Source organism: Endozoicomonas gorgoniicola, from assembly GCF_025562715.2.
GTDB classification, from domain to species: domain Bacteria; phylum Pseudomonadota; class Gammaproteobacteria; order Pseudomonadales; family Endozoicomonadaceae; genus Endozoicomonas_A; species Endozoicomonas_A gorgoniicola.
Genome location: NZ_JAPFCC010000001.1, coordinates 5,892,672 through 5,910,936, shown reverse-complemented (window position 1 = coordinate 5,910,936; position 18,265 = coordinate 5,892,672). Strand labels below are relative to the sequence as shown.

14 protein-coding genes and 2 tRNA genes are annotated in these 18,265 nt (G+C 48.0%); 5 read left to right on the top strand and 11 right to left on the bottom strand.

Annotated elements, in window-relative coordinates; genetic code table 11:
- The first annotated feature begins 29 nt into the window (after positions 1–29).
- The 4 genes from NX722_RS26590 to NX722_RS26575 all read left to right on the top strand — a co-directional run bounded on the left by NX722_RS26590 (position 30) and on the right by NX722_RS26575 (position 6,200).
- Positions 30–269, top strand: coding sequence for a hypothetical protein (locus tag NX722_RS26590; RefSeq protein WP_262565845.1), 240 nt, complete (start codon positions 30–32; stop codon positions 267–269).
- Positions 266–937: a hypothetical protein gene (locus NX722_RS26585; RefSeq protein WP_262565844.1), complete on the top strand. Its 672-nt coding sequence runs from the start codon at positions 266–268 to the stop codon at positions 935–937. Before NX722_RS26590 ends, NX722_RS26585 begins: the two co-directional genes overlap by 4 nt.
- Positions 938–1,032: 95 nt before the next feature.
- On the top strand, positions 1,033–2,058 hold the full coding sequence (locus NX722_RS26580) for a TRM11 family SAM-dependent methyltransferase (protein WP_262565843.1): 1,026 nt from the start codon (positions 1,033–1,035) through the stop codon (positions 2,056–2,058).
- A 221-nt stretch (positions 2,059–2,279) separates the two neighbouring features.
- A complete protein-coding gene (locus tag NX722_RS26575) occupies positions 2,280–6,200 on the top strand; it encodes a hypothetical protein (RefSeq protein WP_262565842.1) in 3,921 nt (1,306 codons plus the stop codon).
- Between the two features lie 61 nt (positions 6,201–6,261).
- Here NX722_RS26575 and truB read toward each other — a convergent pair whose 3' ends face one another.
- The 9 genes from truB to tpiA all read right to left on the bottom strand — a co-directional run bounded on the left by truB (position 6,262) and on the right by tpiA (position 14,498).
- Positions 6,262–7,209, bottom strand: coding sequence for a tRNA pseudouridine(55) synthase TruB (gene truB, locus NX722_RS26570; RefSeq protein WP_262565841.1), 948 nt, complete (start codon positions 7,207–7,209; stop codon positions 6,262–6,264).
- A gap of 6 nt (positions 7,210–7,215) precedes the next feature.
- The gene (gene rbfA, locus NX722_RS26565; protein WP_262565840.1) at positions 7,216–7,671 is read right to left on the bottom strand and encodes a 30S ribosome-binding factor RbfA; all 456 of its coding nucleotides are present in this window, start codon (positions 7,669–7,671) and stop codon (positions 7,216–7,218) included.
- 199 nt (positions 7,672–7,870) lie between these two features.
- On the bottom strand, positions 7,871–10,537 hold the full coding sequence (gene infB / locus NX722_RS26560) for a translation initiation factor IF-2 (protein ID WP_262565839.1): 2,667 nt from the start codon (positions 10,535–10,537) through the stop codon (positions 7,871–7,873).
- Positions 10,538–10,563: 26 nt separating this feature from the next.
- Positions 10,564–12,057 (bottom strand): transcription termination factor NusA, encoded by a 1,494-nt coding sequence (gene nusA / locus NX722_RS26555; protein ID WP_262565838.1) that lies wholly within the window; start codon positions 12,055–12,057, stop codon positions 10,564–10,566.
- Positions 12,058–12,250: 193 nt separating this feature from the next.
- Positions 12,251–12,721, bottom strand: a complete 471-nt coding sequence (rimP, locus tag NX722_RS26550; protein WP_262565837.1) for a ribosome maturation factor RimP — start codon at positions 12,719–12,721, stop codon at positions 12,251–12,253.
- Between the two features lie 292 nt (positions 12,722–13,013).
- Positions 13,014–13,090: transfer RNA gene (locus NX722_RS26545), tRNA-Met, on the bottom strand.
- Positions 13,091–13,190: 100 nt separating this feature from the next.
- Positions 13,191–13,277 (bottom strand) — tRNA-Leu (locus tag NX722_RS26540).
- Between the two features lie 43 nt (positions 13,278–13,320).
- The gene (secG, locus tag NX722_RS26535) at positions 13,321–13,749 is read right to left on the bottom strand and encodes a preprotein translocase subunit SecG (RefSeq protein WP_262565836.1); all 429 of its coding nucleotides are present in this window, start codon (positions 13,747–13,749) and stop codon (positions 13,321–13,323) included.
- 2 nt (positions 13,750–13,751) lie between these two features.
- A complete protein-coding gene (tpiA, locus tag NX722_RS26530; RefSeq protein WP_262565835.1) occupies positions 13,752–14,498 on the bottom strand; it encodes a triose-phosphate isomerase in 747 nt (248 codons plus the stop codon).
- A 343-nt stretch (positions 14,499–14,841) separates the two neighbouring features.
- Between tpiA and NX722_RS26525 the strand changes: the two genes are divergently transcribed.
- Entirely contained in the window at positions 14,842–15,900 is a 1,059-nt protein-coding gene (locus NX722_RS26525; RefSeq protein WP_262565834.1) for a hypothetical protein, read from the top strand.
- Positions 15,901–15,977: 77 nt separating this feature from the next.
- Here NX722_RS26525 and glmM read toward each other — a convergent pair whose 3' ends face one another.
- Both glmM and folP read right to left on the bottom strand, forming a co-directional pair.
- Entirely contained in the window at positions 15,978–17,315 is a 1,338-nt protein-coding gene (glmM, locus tag NX722_RS26520) for a phosphoglucosamine mutase (RefSeq protein ID WP_262565833.1), read from the bottom strand.
- A gap of 65 nt (positions 17,316–17,380) precedes the next feature.
- Positions 17,381–18,229 (bottom strand): dihydropteroate synthase, encoded by an 849-nt coding sequence (gene folP, locus NX722_RS26515; protein WP_262565832.1) that lies wholly within the window; start codon positions 18,227–18,229, stop codon positions 17,381–17,383.
- Positions 18,230–18,265 lie beyond the last annotated feature (36 nt).

Sequence of the window (18,265 nt, the reverse complement as noted above, 5' to 3'; positions counted from 1 at the left end):
CTGACAATAGCGCCCGTAGCGAGGACGGCATGGATGCAGGAGCCAGGGCAACGCAGGAGCAGTTACCGGCAGGGCAGTCTATTCTCAGTCAGGCTGCTAGTATTTCTTTTTTTTTGCACTATCCTTCATTGAGTGCAAATGGCAACAAGCAACTCTTGGATCAGCTGACGTTATTTTTTCCTGATTTCACACAGCTTTTAATCATAAACAAACTTTTGAGCAGGCCTGTCAGCGAATTCCTCCTTGCACTAAACAGAGGTGCTGAATGATAAACAATGAACCAATCACTATTGCAGGCGAGTACGACAAAGATTTTTTAATGCATTTTACCCATCTTTTAACTTTCGAAATGAGTAAAGTCAGCAGCCCCCTGGTTGACGAAGAACGGTTAGAGTTCCGAAGAGAACGAATCAATGACTGCATGATATTGGACTTACCAAGGTTAAAGTATTACGTTGATGGCGAACTGGTTTCGGTACCCGGAGATACTGAGAAGAGCTTACTGAACCTCCAAAAATTGTTACTAAAAAATCACTGTATATGGTTTATACAATATCTGGAAGAACTCTCCTCAATACTTCATCAGGGTATTATGAGGTCAATCTACGAAGCTAAAAAACTGACCGCCAATCCCAGCTGGCACCACAAAGACAACTTAAACATAGAACTGCTAACCCACGCCTCGGGAAGCAATGGCGTAGCTTTTTGCATACTTCCTGAAAAAAAAATAGTGATTGCTGTAGCAAGCAGAATTTCCAATATTCTGATGGGAGGTGGCGTTATGGTAGTGACCGACTCTTCGAAAAGCCGGTTTGAAACTTCCATTTTTATTAATTTTCTTCCGGTACCCGCCTCAAATAATTACGGCTCAAAATTGATAGCTCAGCGGTCAGAGACTGAAAAAATGGGTTATTCTATGCACCTGTATCCTCTATGAGCCCTACATAAAAGTCAGGAAATGCTTGCAAAACAGCTTGCAGCCAGTAATGAATATTGCTAGTTTCCCGCCAGTTTCAATATCACGTAGTTCTCATGCAACATTACGCCATTCTTGCCAACCCCGGCCACAACCGCATCTACTTTGACGCTGCCCTCAACATCGCCTGTAACGAAATCCGGGCAATTACCGAGGCCAGAGACATAGAAATCAGCGACATTGGTGAACGGGACCTTAACCTTCCTGCCTGCATCTGTTTCAGCACCGAAGAACCCCTGAACAGCAAAGCCCTGAAAGCCTTGTCGGCTTCCTCGATTTATTACGCCATTTTTGAAATTCTTGAACAGGGGCTGCTCAAGCCTTTAGCCGTGGAACCGTTCGAGACTTTTCCGGAAAGCCTGAACCAGATTCTCAAATACACTGGCAAAACCAATGAGCAGTTCACCCGCATGATGGTGAACCTCGCCCTAAGCGCCTGCAAAACCGGCAGTGAGCAGATCACTCTGATCGACCCGATGTGTGGTAAAGGCACAACCCTTTTTGAAGGCATGGTTCGTGGCTTCAACGTGGTGGGTGTAGAAATCAACGACAAATGGACGCAGGAAATACAGGCTTACCTGATCAATTACCTTAAGAAAGGTCGTTACAAGCATACAAAAGCCAAAGAACGACGTACCCATAATGGCAAACGTTTATCCGACGGCTTCACGCTTGAAACCGCCGCCACCAAAGAAGACTTCAGCAATGGAAAAACCCAGACCCTGAAGGTCTTCCCGTCGGACACCCGTCATACCCAGTTTCTGGCAAAAAAGAATTCCTGCGATATTCTGGTATCTGATCTCCCTTATGGTGTTCAGCACGGCAGTAAAAATGCGAAAGACCCAAAGCTGGATCGCAGCCCGGTTGAATTGTTAAAAGAAGCCGCACCGGCATGGAAAGCGGTTATGAAGCAGAAAGGGGCGCTGGTGATTTCATTTAACGAATTCACCCTGAAATGGAAAGAGGCTGAAGAAGCCTTAACGGAAGCTGGCTTTAAGGTTCTGGATAAAGAACCCTATATCAATTACCTGCATCGAGTTGATCAATCAATCAATCGCAACCTGATTGTTGCTATAAAATAACACCCAGTCAAACCGATTCCCGCATCATAGAAAACCATCACCATCAGCCACCTCGCCTTTGCGGTGGTTGAAGCTCAGCATTCAGTAATTCGCAACATCCGGAGGTTTTGAGAGAACAAAAATAATGACTTAATCGGAGGGAGTGCTAGACTGCCTGCACCAAAAAGCCTGCTTTCTGTAAAAAGTTAAATTAATTTACTGGATTTAGGAAAAATAAAAGTATGCATTTCAAAGTTACTTTATATAAATACAAAATATATTTTTATATTTTGCTCCTGTCTCTGATTTCGGTAAATGTCTTTGCGTTTCAACTGAGCCAGAAACAAATCTCTGTAATCAAGCAGTTTGATTATGAGGACTATCAAAAAATTGAAAGTAAAATCAAGCTCATTCGTAAAAATGATTTGGACTCTTACATAAGCTTACTTATGGAGAATCGAAACACTAACCAAAGAAATAGATATTTCAGAGAACAAAGTAAAAAAGTCGGTCATTTGCTGGATATAACGGTAAGCCCTGACAGCAATAAAAAGCAAATGCCTTACGGGGTTCTGAGAGCCTTCAATTTAGTTCAGGCCATTATTTATTTTCATACACGCAACCGTACTGAGGATGATTTCATCACTATTCCCACAGAAAACAAAGACTCCGATTATAAATGGCTGATCGAAATAATTAGTAACTATGCGGATGAAAAATTAATAACTGAGGACAGAGGCAACTTATGGAGTAAAAATCCCGAGTCTGCGATTTCGGTCAACCAAAAGTCAAAAGATGGAAAAGTAACAACCCAGTCACCAATGCGAAACCCCGCTGCTAAAGCCAGAGAAGTCTATTTTGCGGTCAACAACCTCAGGAACTTTCTTGAGCAAAAATATCCAGGTAACTTCGAAATAAGTGTCGACGATCATAATATGTTAGAGGTTTCATTAGATTTTGTGGCTCCCACTGGTTGGTGGCAAGGCGCATTTTTCAGAGTTATTTTTAACTTTGACAATATTGGTGACGAGGGAGCAGAAGTAGACGTCCAACAAGCTCCTCCTGTTTCGCACCTCATCGGTAACAAATTGTGTCTTATGCAAATCTATAAGAATTCAGAAAGATATCCAGACGCAGTCTCAGGTTTTAATGCTCATCAATGGTGGTTTGATAATTGTAACGGTCGGGTACGTTACGGTTCAAATAATTACTCTATCGAACAGCAAGTCATTCAGGTTATTAACTTTATGTCTGGAGATTTTGATATTAAAGATGAAGGTTTTCTGGCATATTTACACGCAACAAAAAAAGGACATAAATTCTATGTATCAGCTGCTGAAGAAATCTCACAGAGGATACATAACAACAACCTCGATGCTTCACGATTAGAGACAAGCCTTACAGTAGAAACAAATTTAGATAAAATAAAAGAAGCCGCCAACACCAGAATCACACCTAACGGAGACCCGAATTTTGATTATTTAGTTTATGATGAAGCAGACAATAAAAAAGAACACTCAAAAACACGTATATTTCTTCCAGTTGAAATGTACAAAGAAGCAGAGATCGTTGAATTTAATACAGATGAAATTGAAAATACAGATGAAATTGGAGAATATCATGACATTGTCTTTAAAGCTATAAAAGAAACCAGCTTTTACATACCAGAAGGAATTGAGCCCAAAATATATTACAAAAGGGATCTGATTGATAAAGAGGAAGTTAGCGAAAAAGTTTTTGACGCAGAACAAAGTAACAGGAAAGAAAATCCCAAAAGAACTGATAATAAAAACTCAAAACTGACCATGATTGTTAAAGTGCCAAATTATGAGGAGCGTGCATTTAAGAAGGCTACGGAAGAAGGCAGTCAATACTACACACCTGAAAATCCAGACATCTTATGCTCAGGTGTCTGCACACCAAAAGAGATTGAATGGGAAATACATCTAGTACCAGGTGGTAAAAAGCGTGCCAAAGATAACAATATGGTAAATCAATACCATTTGATGATACCCAGGGAAAGCATGAAGCCAACAGAACGATACAGGGGGGGATTCCAGTATGGCAGCCAGGCAAATGTATGGATACCAATGATAAGGGAAGATATGTCTGAGGCAGAAAAAGAATTTGCTGTAACAGCTATGTATGATTTATCTAAAAGAAAGCTGGCTCTTCCCAATGAAAAGAAATATATCATGGCAAATAAAGGAAATCATATTATTACAAAATCCCTACTGAAGCCTGATAAGGACGTAGAGACATGGCAGCCAACTCAAGCCTTCCTGGAAATACTGTTACAAGGAGTACAGATGTCGATTCTTATAGCAAAAAAAGACTATTCAATTGTAGAAAGTAATAATCTTTTTTTTGAGCATGCACTGAAGGGTGAGCTTAAAAAGAATACTATCGAAGACCTGGCATTTTTCCTTGGTCAACTCACCCCAAGCCTTAAGCACTTATCCAATATGGATTACAAAGACATAGCTCTGATTAATCAGAGGATCATGATAAATTACCTGATTGAGATTTGTGTTCGTACTTTGTTGCGTGAGGAATTCGGAAGTGGCTCTGAATTAGTAAATACAATAACTGAAACACCTGAAAGTTTTAAGCTTAGTGACATAATCAATACCAATAAAACAGGTATTCAGGTTGCATTTAACACATTGGCACTAATGGATTTTCTTACTCAGAAAATAGTATTTACGGAAAACTCCGATAGTTTTAAAGTGAGTGAATCAGAAGTTGAATCACTGCAAATCAATATTAAAAATTTATACAGCAAGATGGAATCAAGCAAAGATTTCCTTCCTTCACTTCTGGATAATTTACTTCCCACGGCAAAATACAGTCCTACAGGAATAGACTTTAATGACGATCATTTCAAAAACAAATTCAGACTGGCTGTTCTGGAGAAGTATCAGCAGCGCTCCGGAAAAAAAGAGGTTAAGAGATCTCTGGGAAAATACTTTAAAGAAACTATTGGTTCCAGCTCAACGGATAATGATCCTATTTTTGATACAAAAGAAACAGAAGCACTGATAAATACCTTCAGAGAAAATACTCCTAAGCGCTTTATCAATGAAAAAACAGTCACCGGAACCTATAAACAGACATGTTATCATTGTGGTGAAGTTTATGAAACTACTGACCCAATCTCTGGCAGCCGTAGAAACAAACAAAAACACCATAAAGAAAATAACCCAAGGCTAATCAAGCCTCTTCATAATAAAGAATGCAAAGAGAAAGATAAATGTATCAGGACTGGTGCAAAAAAACTGTATGATCAAATGGAAAGTCAATACCCTCAAAAGCAAATTAATGGGCCGGTAAATCATTATAACCCTGTTCCTGAAGGTTATGAATTGATAAGGGTAAATGGAGATGGAAATTGTATGTACTCTTCAATTGCAGAGATTTACAACAGGCACCAACCCTCTGAAGAAATGGGTGCATGGAACCAGCAGGCTGTTCGGGATACCATCGAACGTAATCTTCGCTCTATTAATGACGCCATTCAAAACCACCCTCGCAGGAGTAACCTGCTTCAAGAGCTCGAACTTTTGACCGGCTTAAATGCTGAAATTATCCCGGCCATTATAGAAAACCGTGTAATCACCCAGTCAGCAGCTGAAGGGGATTCAGAGCTGGGGGTTTTACAGCAGTTTGGTGATACGCAGTTAATCCCATTACTGGCACCAACACAAAGCGTCCGGTTTTCAGTGATCACTCAAGGTCTTTCAGGTCTGAATACAGGGGTCTATGATCTGAATCTCTGGGTTACTTTAGCACCCAACCTTCTGGCAGCCTTATTAGCAAACCCGCACTTCTCCTTTCCTGACTTATCTGACACTGAGCGTCTTGAAATTGCAGAATTACTACCATCTGATGTCAACAGGGCAAGACGTCGGATAGCCAGCATTACATCTGCCAGGCAAGCCATTGGCCACCTTATTCATTACCCAAATGCGATTAGTCGCCTGGAGCACTTTGATGCAGCAGTAAGAATTGATACGAGCCAAGATATGGAGGTAGACCTAGAGGTAGACCCAGGGGTAGACCCAGGGGTAGACCCGGAGATAAACCCGCAACAAGCCGTCTCCTTTCTTGCGATGATCTCTCTGGCTGCTCGTCTAAGACCCCACTCAGGCAACTCTAATTAGTTTGGCTGCCCCCCCTTTGCAATATCAGCTGCAAAGGGGGGGATTAATCTGCAGTTCAAACTCAGGACTTGTTACTGATCAACCGCTTCGGCGCTACACGCCCATCGTCGTCAATCTCTCCCACACCCAAAAAGCGGAAGCTTTCTTCACCAGACTCAGAAATTTCCTGCCCGTAAAGACGAACACCGCCGCTTGTCGGTGCCTGAGGCACCTGAACCGGCTGCCCCTGAGTGATATAGAAACTACTGGTCTGCCCCAGACGAACCTGAGGCCAGTCACTGACAGAAGTATCCAGCGGCAACAGCAGCTCATCCAGAGCCGCATGACCACCACCATCACGTACTGCTTCCAGCGCTTCCAGCGTGTGCATCTGGTCTTCACGGTAAGGACCTGCCGCCACCCGGTGCAGTTCAATCACATGCGCCAGACAACCCAGAGCCTCACCAATATCTTCTGCCAGAGTCCGGATATAAGTACCCTTACTGCAATCCACTTCCAGGGTAATGCTGTCGCCGTTAAACGCCACCATTTCCAGACGGTGAATGGTGATTCGACGACTTGGACGATCCACCACAATACCCTGACGAGCCAGCTTGTACAGAGGCTCACCATTGTATTTCAGGGCAGAGTACATGCTCGGTATCTGGTCAATGTCGCCACGGAACTGTTCCAGAATGGCTTCAACATCTGATTGCGTGACATTAACCGGACGCTCTTCAACAATCTCACCTTCCAGGTCACCGGTTTCAGTGCGAGCCCCCAGCTTTACAACGGTACGGTAAGACTTGTCAGAGTCCAGCAGAAACTGGGAAAACTTGGTCGCCTCACCCAGACAGATTGGCAACACACCGGTTGCCAGAGGGTCAAGGCTGCCGGTATGACCCGCCTTGGCTGCCCCGTAAAGGCGCTTAACACGTTGCAATACGTCGTTAGAGCTGGCGCCTTTTTCCTTATTTACGACAACAATGCCGTCGACCGGACGGCCACGGCTACGTCTGCGTCTGGACATTGATACTTACTCCCCAGAGTCCCCAGAGTCCCCTGATTCCTCTGAATCTCCGGAATCAGACTTATCCTGGCCCGCCTTATCACTCAAGGGACCTTCATAATCGCTGTCCTGAGAACGAGCCTTTTCAATCAGATCGCTCAGGAAGGCGCCACGGCGCATACTGGCGTCGTAACGGAAACGCAGTTGCGGAGTAAAACGCAGCTTGATAGCACGTGCCAACTGGCTGCGCAGAAAACCGGAAGCACGCTTCAGCACTTCCAGAGACTCGTCAATCTGTTTCTGGTCATCCACGCCCAGAAAAGAGACATACACGTCAGCAAATGCTAGGTCGCGAGTCACGTCCACAGCACTGACCGTCACCATACCCAGTCGCGGGTCTTTCATTTCCTGCTGAATCAGCTGTGCCAGTTCACGTTGAATCTGGTCAGCAACCCGCTGGGTTCGACTGTATTCTTTTGCCATACATCATTCCGTATGAAATCGGTCAGGTTTTTCGTAATCCGTAGCCCGTAGCCCGTAGCCCGAAAAACGGGAAACGGGCTACGGGATACGGGCTTCGGGCTTCGGTTCTCGGACCTCGGACCTCGGACTACGAATCCCCTGATATAACAAAGCCCGCAGTCGAAACCACGGGCTTTTTAGTTACGCCATGCCAGCCAGCTTAGAGAGTGCGCTGAACTTCGATGGTCTTGTAAACCTCGATCTTGTCGCCAGGCTTAACGTCGTTGTAGGACTTAACCGCGATACCACATTCCATGCCTTCGCGAACGTCCTGAACGTCGTCCTTGAAGCGACGCAGAGATTCCAGCTCGCCTTCAAAGATAACCACGTTATCGCGCAATACACGGATACGGTCGTTGCGGTACACAGTACCTTCAATCACCATACAGCCAGCCACAGCACCGAACTTCGGAGAGCGGAAGACGTCACGCACCTCAGCGGTACCAACAATCTGCTCGCGGGTATCGGAGCCCAGCATACCGCCCAGCGCTTTCTTAACATCTTCGATAATGTCGTAGATAACGCTGTAGTAACGCAGGTCCAGCTCTTCAGCTCCAATCACCTTACGGGCAGAAGCGTCAGCACGAACGTTGAAGCCGACCATAACCGCATTAGAAGCCAGCGCCAGGTTAGCGTCGGTTTCGGTAATACCACCCACACCGCCGGAAATAACCTTAACCTGAACTTCTTCGTTACCCTGCTCTTCCAGAGAAGAGGTCAGAGCCTCCAGAGAACCACGAACGTCGGCTTTCAGCACGATGTTCAGGGTCTTCTTCTCTTCAGAGCCCATGCTGTTGAAGATGTTCTCCAGCTTGGAAGCCTGCTGACGAGCCAGACGAACTTCACGGAACTTGCCTTGGCGGAACAGGGCGATTTCACGCGCCTTGCGCTCATCCTTAACCACCAGCATTTCATCACCGGCTTCAGGCGTACCATCCAGACCCAGAATTTCAACCGGAATAGAAGGACCAGCTACCTTGATTGGCTTGCCGTTCTCATCCAGCATCGCACGTACACGACCGTACTGCTGACCCACCAGGATGTTGTCACCCTGATTCAGCTCACCGCCCTGTACCAGAACCGTTGCAACCGGACCACGACCTTTATCCAGACGGGATTCAACCACAACGCCCTTCGCAGGACCTTCGTTCGGAGCTGTCAGTTCCAGAACCTCAGCCTGCAGAACAACCGCTTCCAGCAGTTCGTCGATGCCCTGACCAGTCAGCGCAGAAACGTGCATGAACTGAGTATCACCGCCCCACTCTTCAGGAATCACTTCCATAGCGGACAGTTCGTTCTTAACGCGATCCGGATCAGCACCTTCCTTATCCATCTTGTTCACAGCAACCACCAGAGGTACGCCAGCGGCTTTCGCGTGCTGAACCGCTTCCTCGGTCTGAGGCATTACGCCGTCGTCTGCTGCGACCACCAGGATAACGATGTCAGTCGCCTTGGCACCACGGGCACGCATCTGAGTAAATGCCGCGTGTCCCGGCGTATCCAGGAAGGACACCATGCCGCGTGGCGTATCAACGTGGTACGCACCAATGTGCTGGGTAATACCACCGGCTTCGCCAGCCTGTACACGACTCTTACGGATGTAGTCCAGCAGAGAGGTCTTACCGTGATCAACGTGACCCATTACGGTAACAACCGGAGCACGAGACTTCTCTTCAAAGCTGGCTTGACCATCGATCTGATCTTCAACCAGAGTATCCTCAATGTCATCCGCCTTGGTCAGCTTGTAGGAGTGACCCATTTCTTCCACAACGATGGAAGCAGTATCCTGGTCAATCACCTGGTTGATGGTCACCATGGAGCCCATCTTGAACATGGCCTTGATAACGTCAGCCGCCTTGACTGCCATCTTCTGAGCCAGCTCTGCAACCGTGATCGTCTCAGGAATAGAGACTTCACGTACGACAGGAGCCGTTGGCTTGGTAAAGCCGTGCGCTGCCATGGACTCTGGTGCCACAGTGCGATGCTGACGACGACCACCACGGCGATCATCACGACCACCGCGACCGCGACCGCGACGATCACCATCACGACGATCATCACGTTCATTATCGCGACGATCTTTGCCTTTGCGGTTACGACCACGCTTGTTGTCATCGCTCGGTGGCGGTGGCGGTGCAGCAGCCGGATCGAAGCGCGGTGCAGATGGACCACGTGGGCCACCACGGTTGTCACCGTCACGACGTGGGCCACGGCTGTCACCTTCACGGCGCGGGCCACGGCTGTCGCCTTCACGACGCTGACCACGGCTGTCGCCTTCACGACGTGGACCACGGCTGTCGCCTTCACGACGCGGACCACGGCTGTCGCCTTCACGACGCTGACCACGGCTGTCGCCTTCACGACGCGGACCACGGCTGTCGCCTTCACGACGCTGGCCACGGCTGTCGCCTTCACGACGCGGACCACGGCTGTCGCCTTCACGACGCTGACCACGACCATCTCCATCGCGACCACCGTCACGACGTTGGCCACGACCTTCGTCTTTCTTCTCTTCTTCTTCGCGCTTAACGTAAGTACGCTTCTTACGAACTTCTACGTTAACCACTTTGTTTTTACCTGCGGAACCGCCAGCCACTTTCATCTGACTGACAGTTTTGCGCTTCAGGGTAATCTTGGTCGGTTCTGCACCGCCAGTGTGATCACCGTGAGCCGCCTTCAGGTGCGCAAGCAGCTGCTGTTTTTCAGCATCAGAAACAGACTGGGAAGACTGGGTATGCTTCAACCCTGCATCCTTCATCTGTTTCAACAGCCTTTCAACAGGCGCGCCGACCACCTTTGCGAGTTGTTCTACGGTTACATCTGCCATTAACACTTCTCCTCTCAGTGGCCCGCTCAGTTGCCAGCTTCCTCAAACCAGGGTGCACGTGCCGTCATAATCAGGTCTCCGGCCCGTTTCTCGTCCATGCCTTCTATATCAAGCAGGTCGTCGATGGATTGTTCCGCCAGGTCTTCCATTGTTACAACACCCCGGCTGGCCAGTTCAAAAGCCAGATCCTCTTCCATGCCATCCATGTTAAGCAGATCTTCAGCCGGCTGAACGCCGTCGAGTTTCTCTTCCCGGGCTATGGCCTGAGTCAGCAGTTTATCCTTGGCACGTTTACGCACTTCTTCCACGATGTCTTCATCGAGACCTTCGATGGCAGTCATCTCTTCCAGAGGTACGTAAGCCAGCTCTTCCATGGTGGTAAAGCCTTCTGTCACCAGGAGCTCTGCTAACTCTTCATCAATGTCGAGCAGGTCAATAAAATTCTGTTTGATCCGACCCGCTTCCTGTTCCTGTTTGGCAGCAGCGTCGGTTTCAGTCATTACATTCAGGTTCCAGCCAGTCAGTTCACTGGCCAGACGGACATTCTGACCACCGCGACCAATCGCCTGGGCCAGATTGTCCTCGCTGACGGCGATATCCATGGTTCTGGATTCTTCGTCAACGATAATGGATGCCACCTCAGCAGGCTGCATCGCGTTGATAACATATTGCACCGGGTTGTCATCAAAGAGCACGATATCAATGCGCTCATTACCCAGTTCACCGGAAACCGCCTGCACACGCGCACCGCGCATACCGACACAGGCACCCACCGGATCAATGCGACCGTCGTTTGTCTTAACGGCGATCTTGGCACGGGAGCCCGGATCACGTGCAGCGCCTTTGATTTCAATCACTTCTTCAGCGATTTCAGGCACTTCAATGCGGAACAGTTCAATCAGCATCTGCGGCACACTGCGAGACATCATCAACTGAGGCCCTCGACCTTCAGTAGAAATTTCATGCAGCAGGGCGCGTACGTGAACACCGACACGGAAGTTTTCACGGGGCAGAATCTGGTCCTTGCGCAGAACCGCTTCGGCGTTGCTACCCAGATCAATAATGATGCTGTCACGGGTTGTTTTTTTAACCGTACCGTTGATCAGCTCACCCAGACGATCGCGGTAAGCGTCAACCATCTGAGCACGCTCAGCTTCACGTACTTTTTGTACAATTACCTGCTTGGCGGTCTGGGCCGCAATCCGGCCAAATCCTACGGATTCAACCTGCTCTTCCCAGACACCATCAATCTCCAGGGATTCGTCCTTCTCTTTACCCTCATCCAGGGTAAAGTGCATTCCCGGAAACTCGAAGTCTTCGTCAGCTACGATTGTCCAGCGGCGGAATGTGTCGTATTCCCCGGTTTTACGATCAATCGCGACACGGATATCGACTTCAGTTTCGTAACGCTTTTTAGTCGCGGTTGCCAATGCGATCTCCATCGCCTCGAAGATCACTTCGGGGGAGACTCCTTTCTCATTGGAAACGGACTCTACGACCAACAGAATTTCTTTACTCATGCTCTGCCTCGCCTATGCTGTACCAGTCCATGCTTATGCCAACACTTCCCTGGCCGCACACCGGAACGGATGACTGACCAGAATTGTCAGGTCATTATCTTTGTTCCGATCTGAACCAAACGCAGCTTCAGTCTTTCGACCCTGCCTTCTGTGGAAATCAGCTACAGAAGCAGGCAACGAAGGACAAAACTACTCAGTCGAACCTTGGTATCACCTGAGCCTTATCAATGCTCTCGATGGGGAACAGTAGTTCATGATCATCAACGATCACAACCACATCCTGATCCTCAACACCCTTTACAATGCCCCGATATTTGCGACGCCCCTCAAAAGGAACGCGCAGACGGATGTTCACCTCGGCACCTGCCCAAAGCTGATACTGCTCCAGCGTAAACAGCGGGCGGTCAACTCCCGGTGAAGATACTTCCAGGGTATATTCCTCTGTAATCGGGTCTTCTACATCGAGAACCCCACTGACCTGACGACTGACCTTAGTACAATCATCCAGGCTGATGCCACCTTCCCTGCCGGGAAGGGTATCAATAAAAATTCTTAAAACGGAGTTACGTCCCTGGGATTTAAACTCTATACCCCAGAGCTGGTAATCGAGCGATTCAACCACCGGCCCGATCAACGCCTCCAATTGCGACTGCTTACCTGCCACGATGGAAACACCTGTCTGCAAAAACAAAAAAAGGGCTATAAAGCCCTGTATCAATTAAGCATTCTTTTCCGGAAAGCTGTCCGGAAAAAATGCCCTAGCCTCCAGTTTTCCGGCTGGACGCAATTAAGGCTGTTTGAAAATAGTTCCGCAGCTGCCATAACAATCACAGCATTAACAATTTCACCCGATGTACCGGGTCATTGTTAATAGCTGCGAGCCCAGCGGTCTATTTTCAAACAGCCTCTCAGCTACGTACCTAATAAAAAACCCCACAATGGGGGTTTTAATAAGTTGGTAGCGGGGGCCAGATTCGAACTGACGACCTTCGGGTTATGAGCCCGACGAGCTACCAGGCTGCTCCACCCCGCACCAAAATCTCTTTCAGTATACTGTTTGATTAGGAAGCTAACAACCCAATACAGAAACCTTCTTTTTTACTTCATTCTGCTTATTTAGCAGAGTTCAAATTTGGTGCCCAAGGCGGGACTTGAACCCGCACGATCATACGATCACTACCCCCTCAAGATAGCGTGTCTACCAATTCCACCACTTGGGCATTCTACTTCCTGTTGAAAACACCACCTCAGAGGCGGAATATCTTACTGCACAGGAGGCAGGTCATTCTGTTGATTCTGACCCATCTCGTCAGTCTCGACGGGGGTAGAGTCTAACACAGGAGCATCGCTTTCAACACCCCCTGCAGTGCCTTCAATCGCAACCGGCGCATCAGATGTCTGAGGAGCCTGTTGCTGCTGAACAGCAGCTGCCGGAACACCAGCATCGCTGATAGTGTTCGCCTTCTGCCTGGCTACCATTGCCAGAGAGAAGCTGGTCACAAAAAACACGGTGGCCAGAATCGCAGTTGTGCGACTAAGAAAGCTTGCACTACCACTACTGCCAAAAACAGTTTGTGACGCGCCAGCACCAAAACTGGCACCGGCTTCAGCACCCTTGCCCTGCTGGAGAAGGATCAGACCGATCACACCAGCAGCGGCAAGAACATGAAAAATAAGAATTATGGTTTCCATCGCTATCCCGCAGCGTGACAGATCGCCTTGAACTCTTCAGCAACCAGCGACGCACCACCTACAAGACCACCATCCACATCAGGAAGCGCGATCAGCTCGGCAGCATTGGCAGCCTTCATGCTACCACCGTACAGGATTCGAGTCTTCGCAGCCATATCAGCATCATGTTCAGCCAACAGTTTACGAATCTCAGCGTGTACTTCCTGCGCCTGTTCAGGAGTTGCAGTCAAACCAGTACCAATAGCCCATACAGGCTCATAAGCGATCACAAAGTTTGCCAGACGCTCCGGACCTGCAGCCCGCAGCACAACCTCAATTTGTGAAGCAACCACACTCATAGTGTCGCCTGCTTCGCGTTCTTCCAGAGTCTCGCCTACACACAAGATAGGAACGATACCCTGATCAACCAGAGCGTTGAACTTCGCAGCTACGATTTCGTCAGTCTCACCAAACAGGGTGCGACGCTCGGAGTGACCAATGATCACATATTCAATACCGAGATCTTTAACCATCAGAGGCGAAGTTTCACCAGTGAACGCACCGGAAGACTGCTCAGATACATTCTGCAGACCAGTCTTAACGATGGAACCAGCCAGTTGATCACGAACCTGCTGAGCGTAGACAGCCGGAGGACATACCAGAACTTCGGCTTTGGTTTCCAAACCAGAAACCAGCTCCTCAAGCAATTTTCGGTTACTGTCGGAAGAACCATTCATCTTCCAGTTACCGGCTACGAGTGGCTGACGCATAGTGCATTACCTCAACGTTCGCGAGGTCGGCATACTAACCTACGCGATAAATTTATACAACCTGAAAACGGCAGAATAACATTCTGCCAGATAGTTTCCTTGACTCCCGGCAGTCCATTCTCATTCTGATGAATAACAAACTTTCCGATTTAGCCCTGTTGACCAGAATGGCTGAGATAAAAAAATCATTTTTTCTACAAAAGCCACTTTCCTGCTCTATTCTGTTTTCTCCAAAGTCATGCAGAAGAATAGAAGAAGAATAGAAGAAGAATAAATGGGCTTTTGTTTTTTTTAAGAACTATCTGTCAGCAACCCCAACAATACACAACATGATAAAAAACTTATGTACAGAAAATTGAAAGCGCTACCCTTTACCCTTTTAATTCTCACGCTTAGCATAATCCGGTGTCCAGCCACAGAAATCACTCTGACTGTCAAAAATGATGCCGACAGTGAACAACTGGCAGAACTAACGTCTAGCGGTGAGTCTTTTTCTTTCTACCCTTTTCAGTATCGTGGACTTTACGACTCCCTGAGTGATCTCAAACCTAAACTCAGCGAGACAAAAAAACCACCCACCCTGTTCTGGGAATATGAGGACTCTCTTACCCGCTATACATTTATGGATCAAGGTATGAACAACCGGCTGGTAAAATGGATAAGGAACGGCTGGCAAGAATGCATCGAGAGCCGCATCAACCCACATCAAGCCAGCAAAAGCAACTCCTTCTCATGTATGGAATTTGCTTTTTATGTTTCCGGCAATGTTAAACATTTTTCACCCCACGGTACGGCTGATTTGCAACTGGAAGATGTGGGAGATGAGGATCTTGATGAACACGCAGATGTTGGTGATATCTTTATAGTCAAAGTTTTCAACACGGATATGGAAACAACCTCGTCATTTGCAGGCCATACGCTGATCTACGCCGGAAATGATTACTTTATTTCAGCCGAAATAGATGGAAGCATTTATTTCCAAAGCCTTGAGCAGGTAAAGCGGCTCTGGGCCGAACCCGGCGAAGGTGTTTATGATGTAATACTTAAGCTTTTCAAAGTAAAGAAATCTTCAATCACCAAAGACGAAACGGGTGCAAACCGGTTATTAGGCAGCATGCCGGAACCTGTAAAGAAAGGTGTCAAAGAGCCTCCTGCGGCCATGAGCAAAGCGGAGAAAGAGCAAAAAAAAGCAGAGAAGGAAATCAAAAGAATAAACAAGCATATGCAACACTACTTCATAAATCTCGATCAGGAGCAACGAAGGGAGGAGCAACCAAGCTATATCAACTATGTTTCAGACCACAACTACACCGAGCTTTGGCAAAGTCAGCAGTTTGATTCATTATTCAAAAAAGGATCACCCCAAATTCCATCTTTTATATTTCATCTAAAGCCAGAGTAAGGCTAAAAGCCACTGGCCAGCCTGCCTTCATTATCAAGGCCGCGAGGGCAAGCAAACCGCTTGCCCTGTATAAAACGTTAAACCATAGCCGACTCAACGACTTTTGCCAGCTTCTCAGCCTGACGATGCACCTGAGCCGCATCTTCACCTTCAACCATGACCCGAATCACAGGCTCAGTACCGGAAGGACGCAACAACACCCGCCCTCTGTCCGCCAGTTCGGCCTCTGACTGCTTAACAGCTTCAACGATTGCCGGAACCTGGCTTGTATCCGCCTTCACCTTGACCCGGACATTAATCATGGTTTGTGGGTATTTACTCATTCCGGAGCGCAATTCTGAAAGCGTTTTGCCGGAACGAACCACCGCCTTCAACACCTGTAGGGCTGACACAATACCATCGCCCGTTGTAGAAACATCGTGACAGATAACATGACCAGAAGATTCACCACCAATCTCCCAGCCTTTCTCTATCATCATTTCATTAACGTAACGGTCACCCACCTTCGCACGGTCAAATTCAATACCAGCCTTCTGCAGAGCCTTTTCCATGCCGAGATTGGTCATCAGAGTGCCTACCACTCCACCCTTCAGCTCACCATGCGCCTGACGGTCACGGGCAATAACATAGAGCAGCTCATCACCATCAACAATGTCACCTTTGTCGTCTACCATGATCACACGGTCACCATCGCCATCAAAGGCGATACCCATATCAACTCCCAGCTCCTGCACCACCTGGGACAGACCTTCCGGCTTGGTAGAGCCTGCGTTTTTATTGATATTGACACCGTCCGGTGAAACACCAATGGCATGCACTTCAGCACCCAGCTCACGGAAAACAGAAGGACCTACCTGATAGGTCGCACCGTGTCCGGCATCAATCACAAGCTTCAGCCCCCTCAGGTTCAGCTGATGAGACGTACTCGCCTTGCAGTATTCAATATAACGACCAGCCGCATCGTCCAGCCGTGTCACCTTGCCAAGCCTTTCAGAAGGCACGACGTCTATGTCACCTTCCAGCAGGGCTTCAATTCTCTCCTCTACCTCATCGGACAGCTTGGTACCATTTCCAGAGAAAAACTTAATACCATTGTCGTAGAATGGATTATGAGAGGCACTGATAACAATACCCGCCTGACCGTTAAAGGTTCTGGTCAGATACGCAATGGCTGGCGTAGGCATAGGCCCCGTCAGGCACACATCGATGCCCGCCGCAGACAAACCTGCCTCCAGGGCAGACTCAAACATGTAACCGGAAATCCGGGTATCCTTACCAATAAGCACCTGACCTTCACCTTCCGCTGCCAGCACTTTACCGGCAGCCCAGCCCAGCTTCAGGACAAACTCAGGATTAATGGGAAATTCACCAACACGACCACGAATTCCATCCGTTCCAAAAAACTTGCGACCCATTTGTAATACCTTACGTAACGAGGTTGAATCACCGGCCTGAAAGCAGCCAGCGATCTCTGAAAACTTTATTCTGCCTGCTGAACCGCTTCGAGCATGGTCACAACATCCCTGGTTTCAGCAACATCGTGCACCCGAATGATGTGCGCTCCAGCCTGAACAGCCATCAATGCTACCGCCAGACTGCCAGACAACAGTTCAGCAGCCGGCTTACCCAGCTGCACCTGCATAAATGACTTACGGGAAAGACCTGCCAGCACGGGAAAACCCGACTGCACCAGCCTGTTCAGATGCTTCAGCAAACTGAGATTCTGCTTAGGGGTTTTGCCAAACATGCCACCACCAAAGCCCGGATCAAGAATAATTCGATCTCTCTGAATACCGGCTGCCTCACAGTCTGACACCCGGTTCAACAAATACTGGCAGACCTCACCGGCTACATCTTCATAACAGGGGGCAAACCCCGGTTCAGGCTGATCAACCAGCGAGTGCATCAACACCACCGCCAGACCAGTTTGCGCCGCAGCCTGCAAAGCGCCTTCCCGATGCAACGCACGCACATCGTTTATAATGCCTGCACCGACTTTAGCCGTTTCAGTCATCACCAGTGCAGAGCTGGTGTCCACTGAAATCACCTGATCAAACCGAGCATTCAGAGCTTCCACAACCGGAAGTACACGCTCCAGCTCCATTTCACAGGCAACCCCTTTTCCGTCAGCACCAGGCCGGGTAGACTCGCCACCGACATCAAATATATCAACACCGTCGTTTACCATGGCGTCAGCGACACGCAGAATCGTATCCATATCCTGATAGCGACTGCCTGAATAGAAAGAGTCCGGGGTAACATTAAGAACACCCATGACCTGGGTACGATTGAAATCAAGGGTTCGGCCAGCACAATTCAGCTTAGTCATAGCTACCACAAAAAAGTCACCTTAGAAGAACCAAAA

What these genes read in the sequence shown, in the direction of transcription:
- NX722_RS26590 (WP_262565845.1), top strand. Translation starts at nt 30, where the DNA reads ATGGATGCAGGAGCCAGGGCAACGCAGGAGCAGTTACCGGCAGGGCAG.
- NX722_RS26585 (WP_262565844.1), top strand. Translation starts at nt 266, where the DNA reads ATGATAAACAATGAACCAATCACTATTGCAGGCGAGTACGACAAAGAT.
- NX722_RS26580 (WP_262565843.1), top strand. Translation starts at nt 1,033, where the DNA reads ATGCAACATTACGCCATTCTTGCCAACCCCGGCCACAACCGCATCTAC.
- NX722_RS26575 (WP_262565842.1), top strand. Translation starts at nt 2,280, where the DNA reads ATGCATTTCAAAGTTACTTTATATAAATACAAAATATATTTTTATATT.
- truB (WP_262565841.1), bottom strand. Translation starts at nt 7,209, where the DNA reads ATGTCCAGACGCAGACGTAGCCGTGGCCGTCCGGTCGACGGCATTGTT.
- rbfA (WP_262565840.1), bottom strand. Translation starts at nt 7,671, where the DNA reads ATGGCAAAAGAATACAGTCGAACCCAGCGGGTTGCTGACCAGATTCAA.
- infB (WP_262565839.1), bottom strand. Translation starts at nt 10,537, where the DNA reads ATGGCAGATGTAACCGTAGAACAACTCGCAAAGGTGGTCGGCGCGCCT.
- nusA (WP_262565838.1), bottom strand. Translation starts at nt 12,057, where the DNA reads ATGAGTAAAGAAATTCTGTTGGTCGTAGAGTCCGTTTCCAATGAGAAA.
- secG (WP_262565836.1), bottom strand. Translation starts at nt 13,749, where the DNA reads ATGGAAACCATAATTCTTATTTTTCATGTTCTTGCCGCTGCTGGTGTG.
- tpiA (WP_262565835.1), bottom strand. Translation starts at nt 14,498, where the DNA reads ATGCGTCAGCCACTCGTAGCCGGTAACTGGAAGATGAATGGTTCTTCC.
- NX722_RS26525 (WP_262565834.1), top strand. Translation starts at nt 14,842, where the DNA reads ATGTACAGAAAATTGAAAGCGCTACCCTTTACCCTTTTAATTCTCACG.
- glmM (WP_262565833.1), bottom strand. Translation starts at nt 17,315, where the DNA reads ATGGGTCGCAAGTTTTTTGGAACGGATGGAATTCGTGGTCGTGTTGGT.
- folP (WP_262565832.1), bottom strand. Translation starts at nt 18,229, where the DNA reads ATGACTAAGCTGAATTGTGCTGGCCGAACCCTTGATTTCAATCGTACC.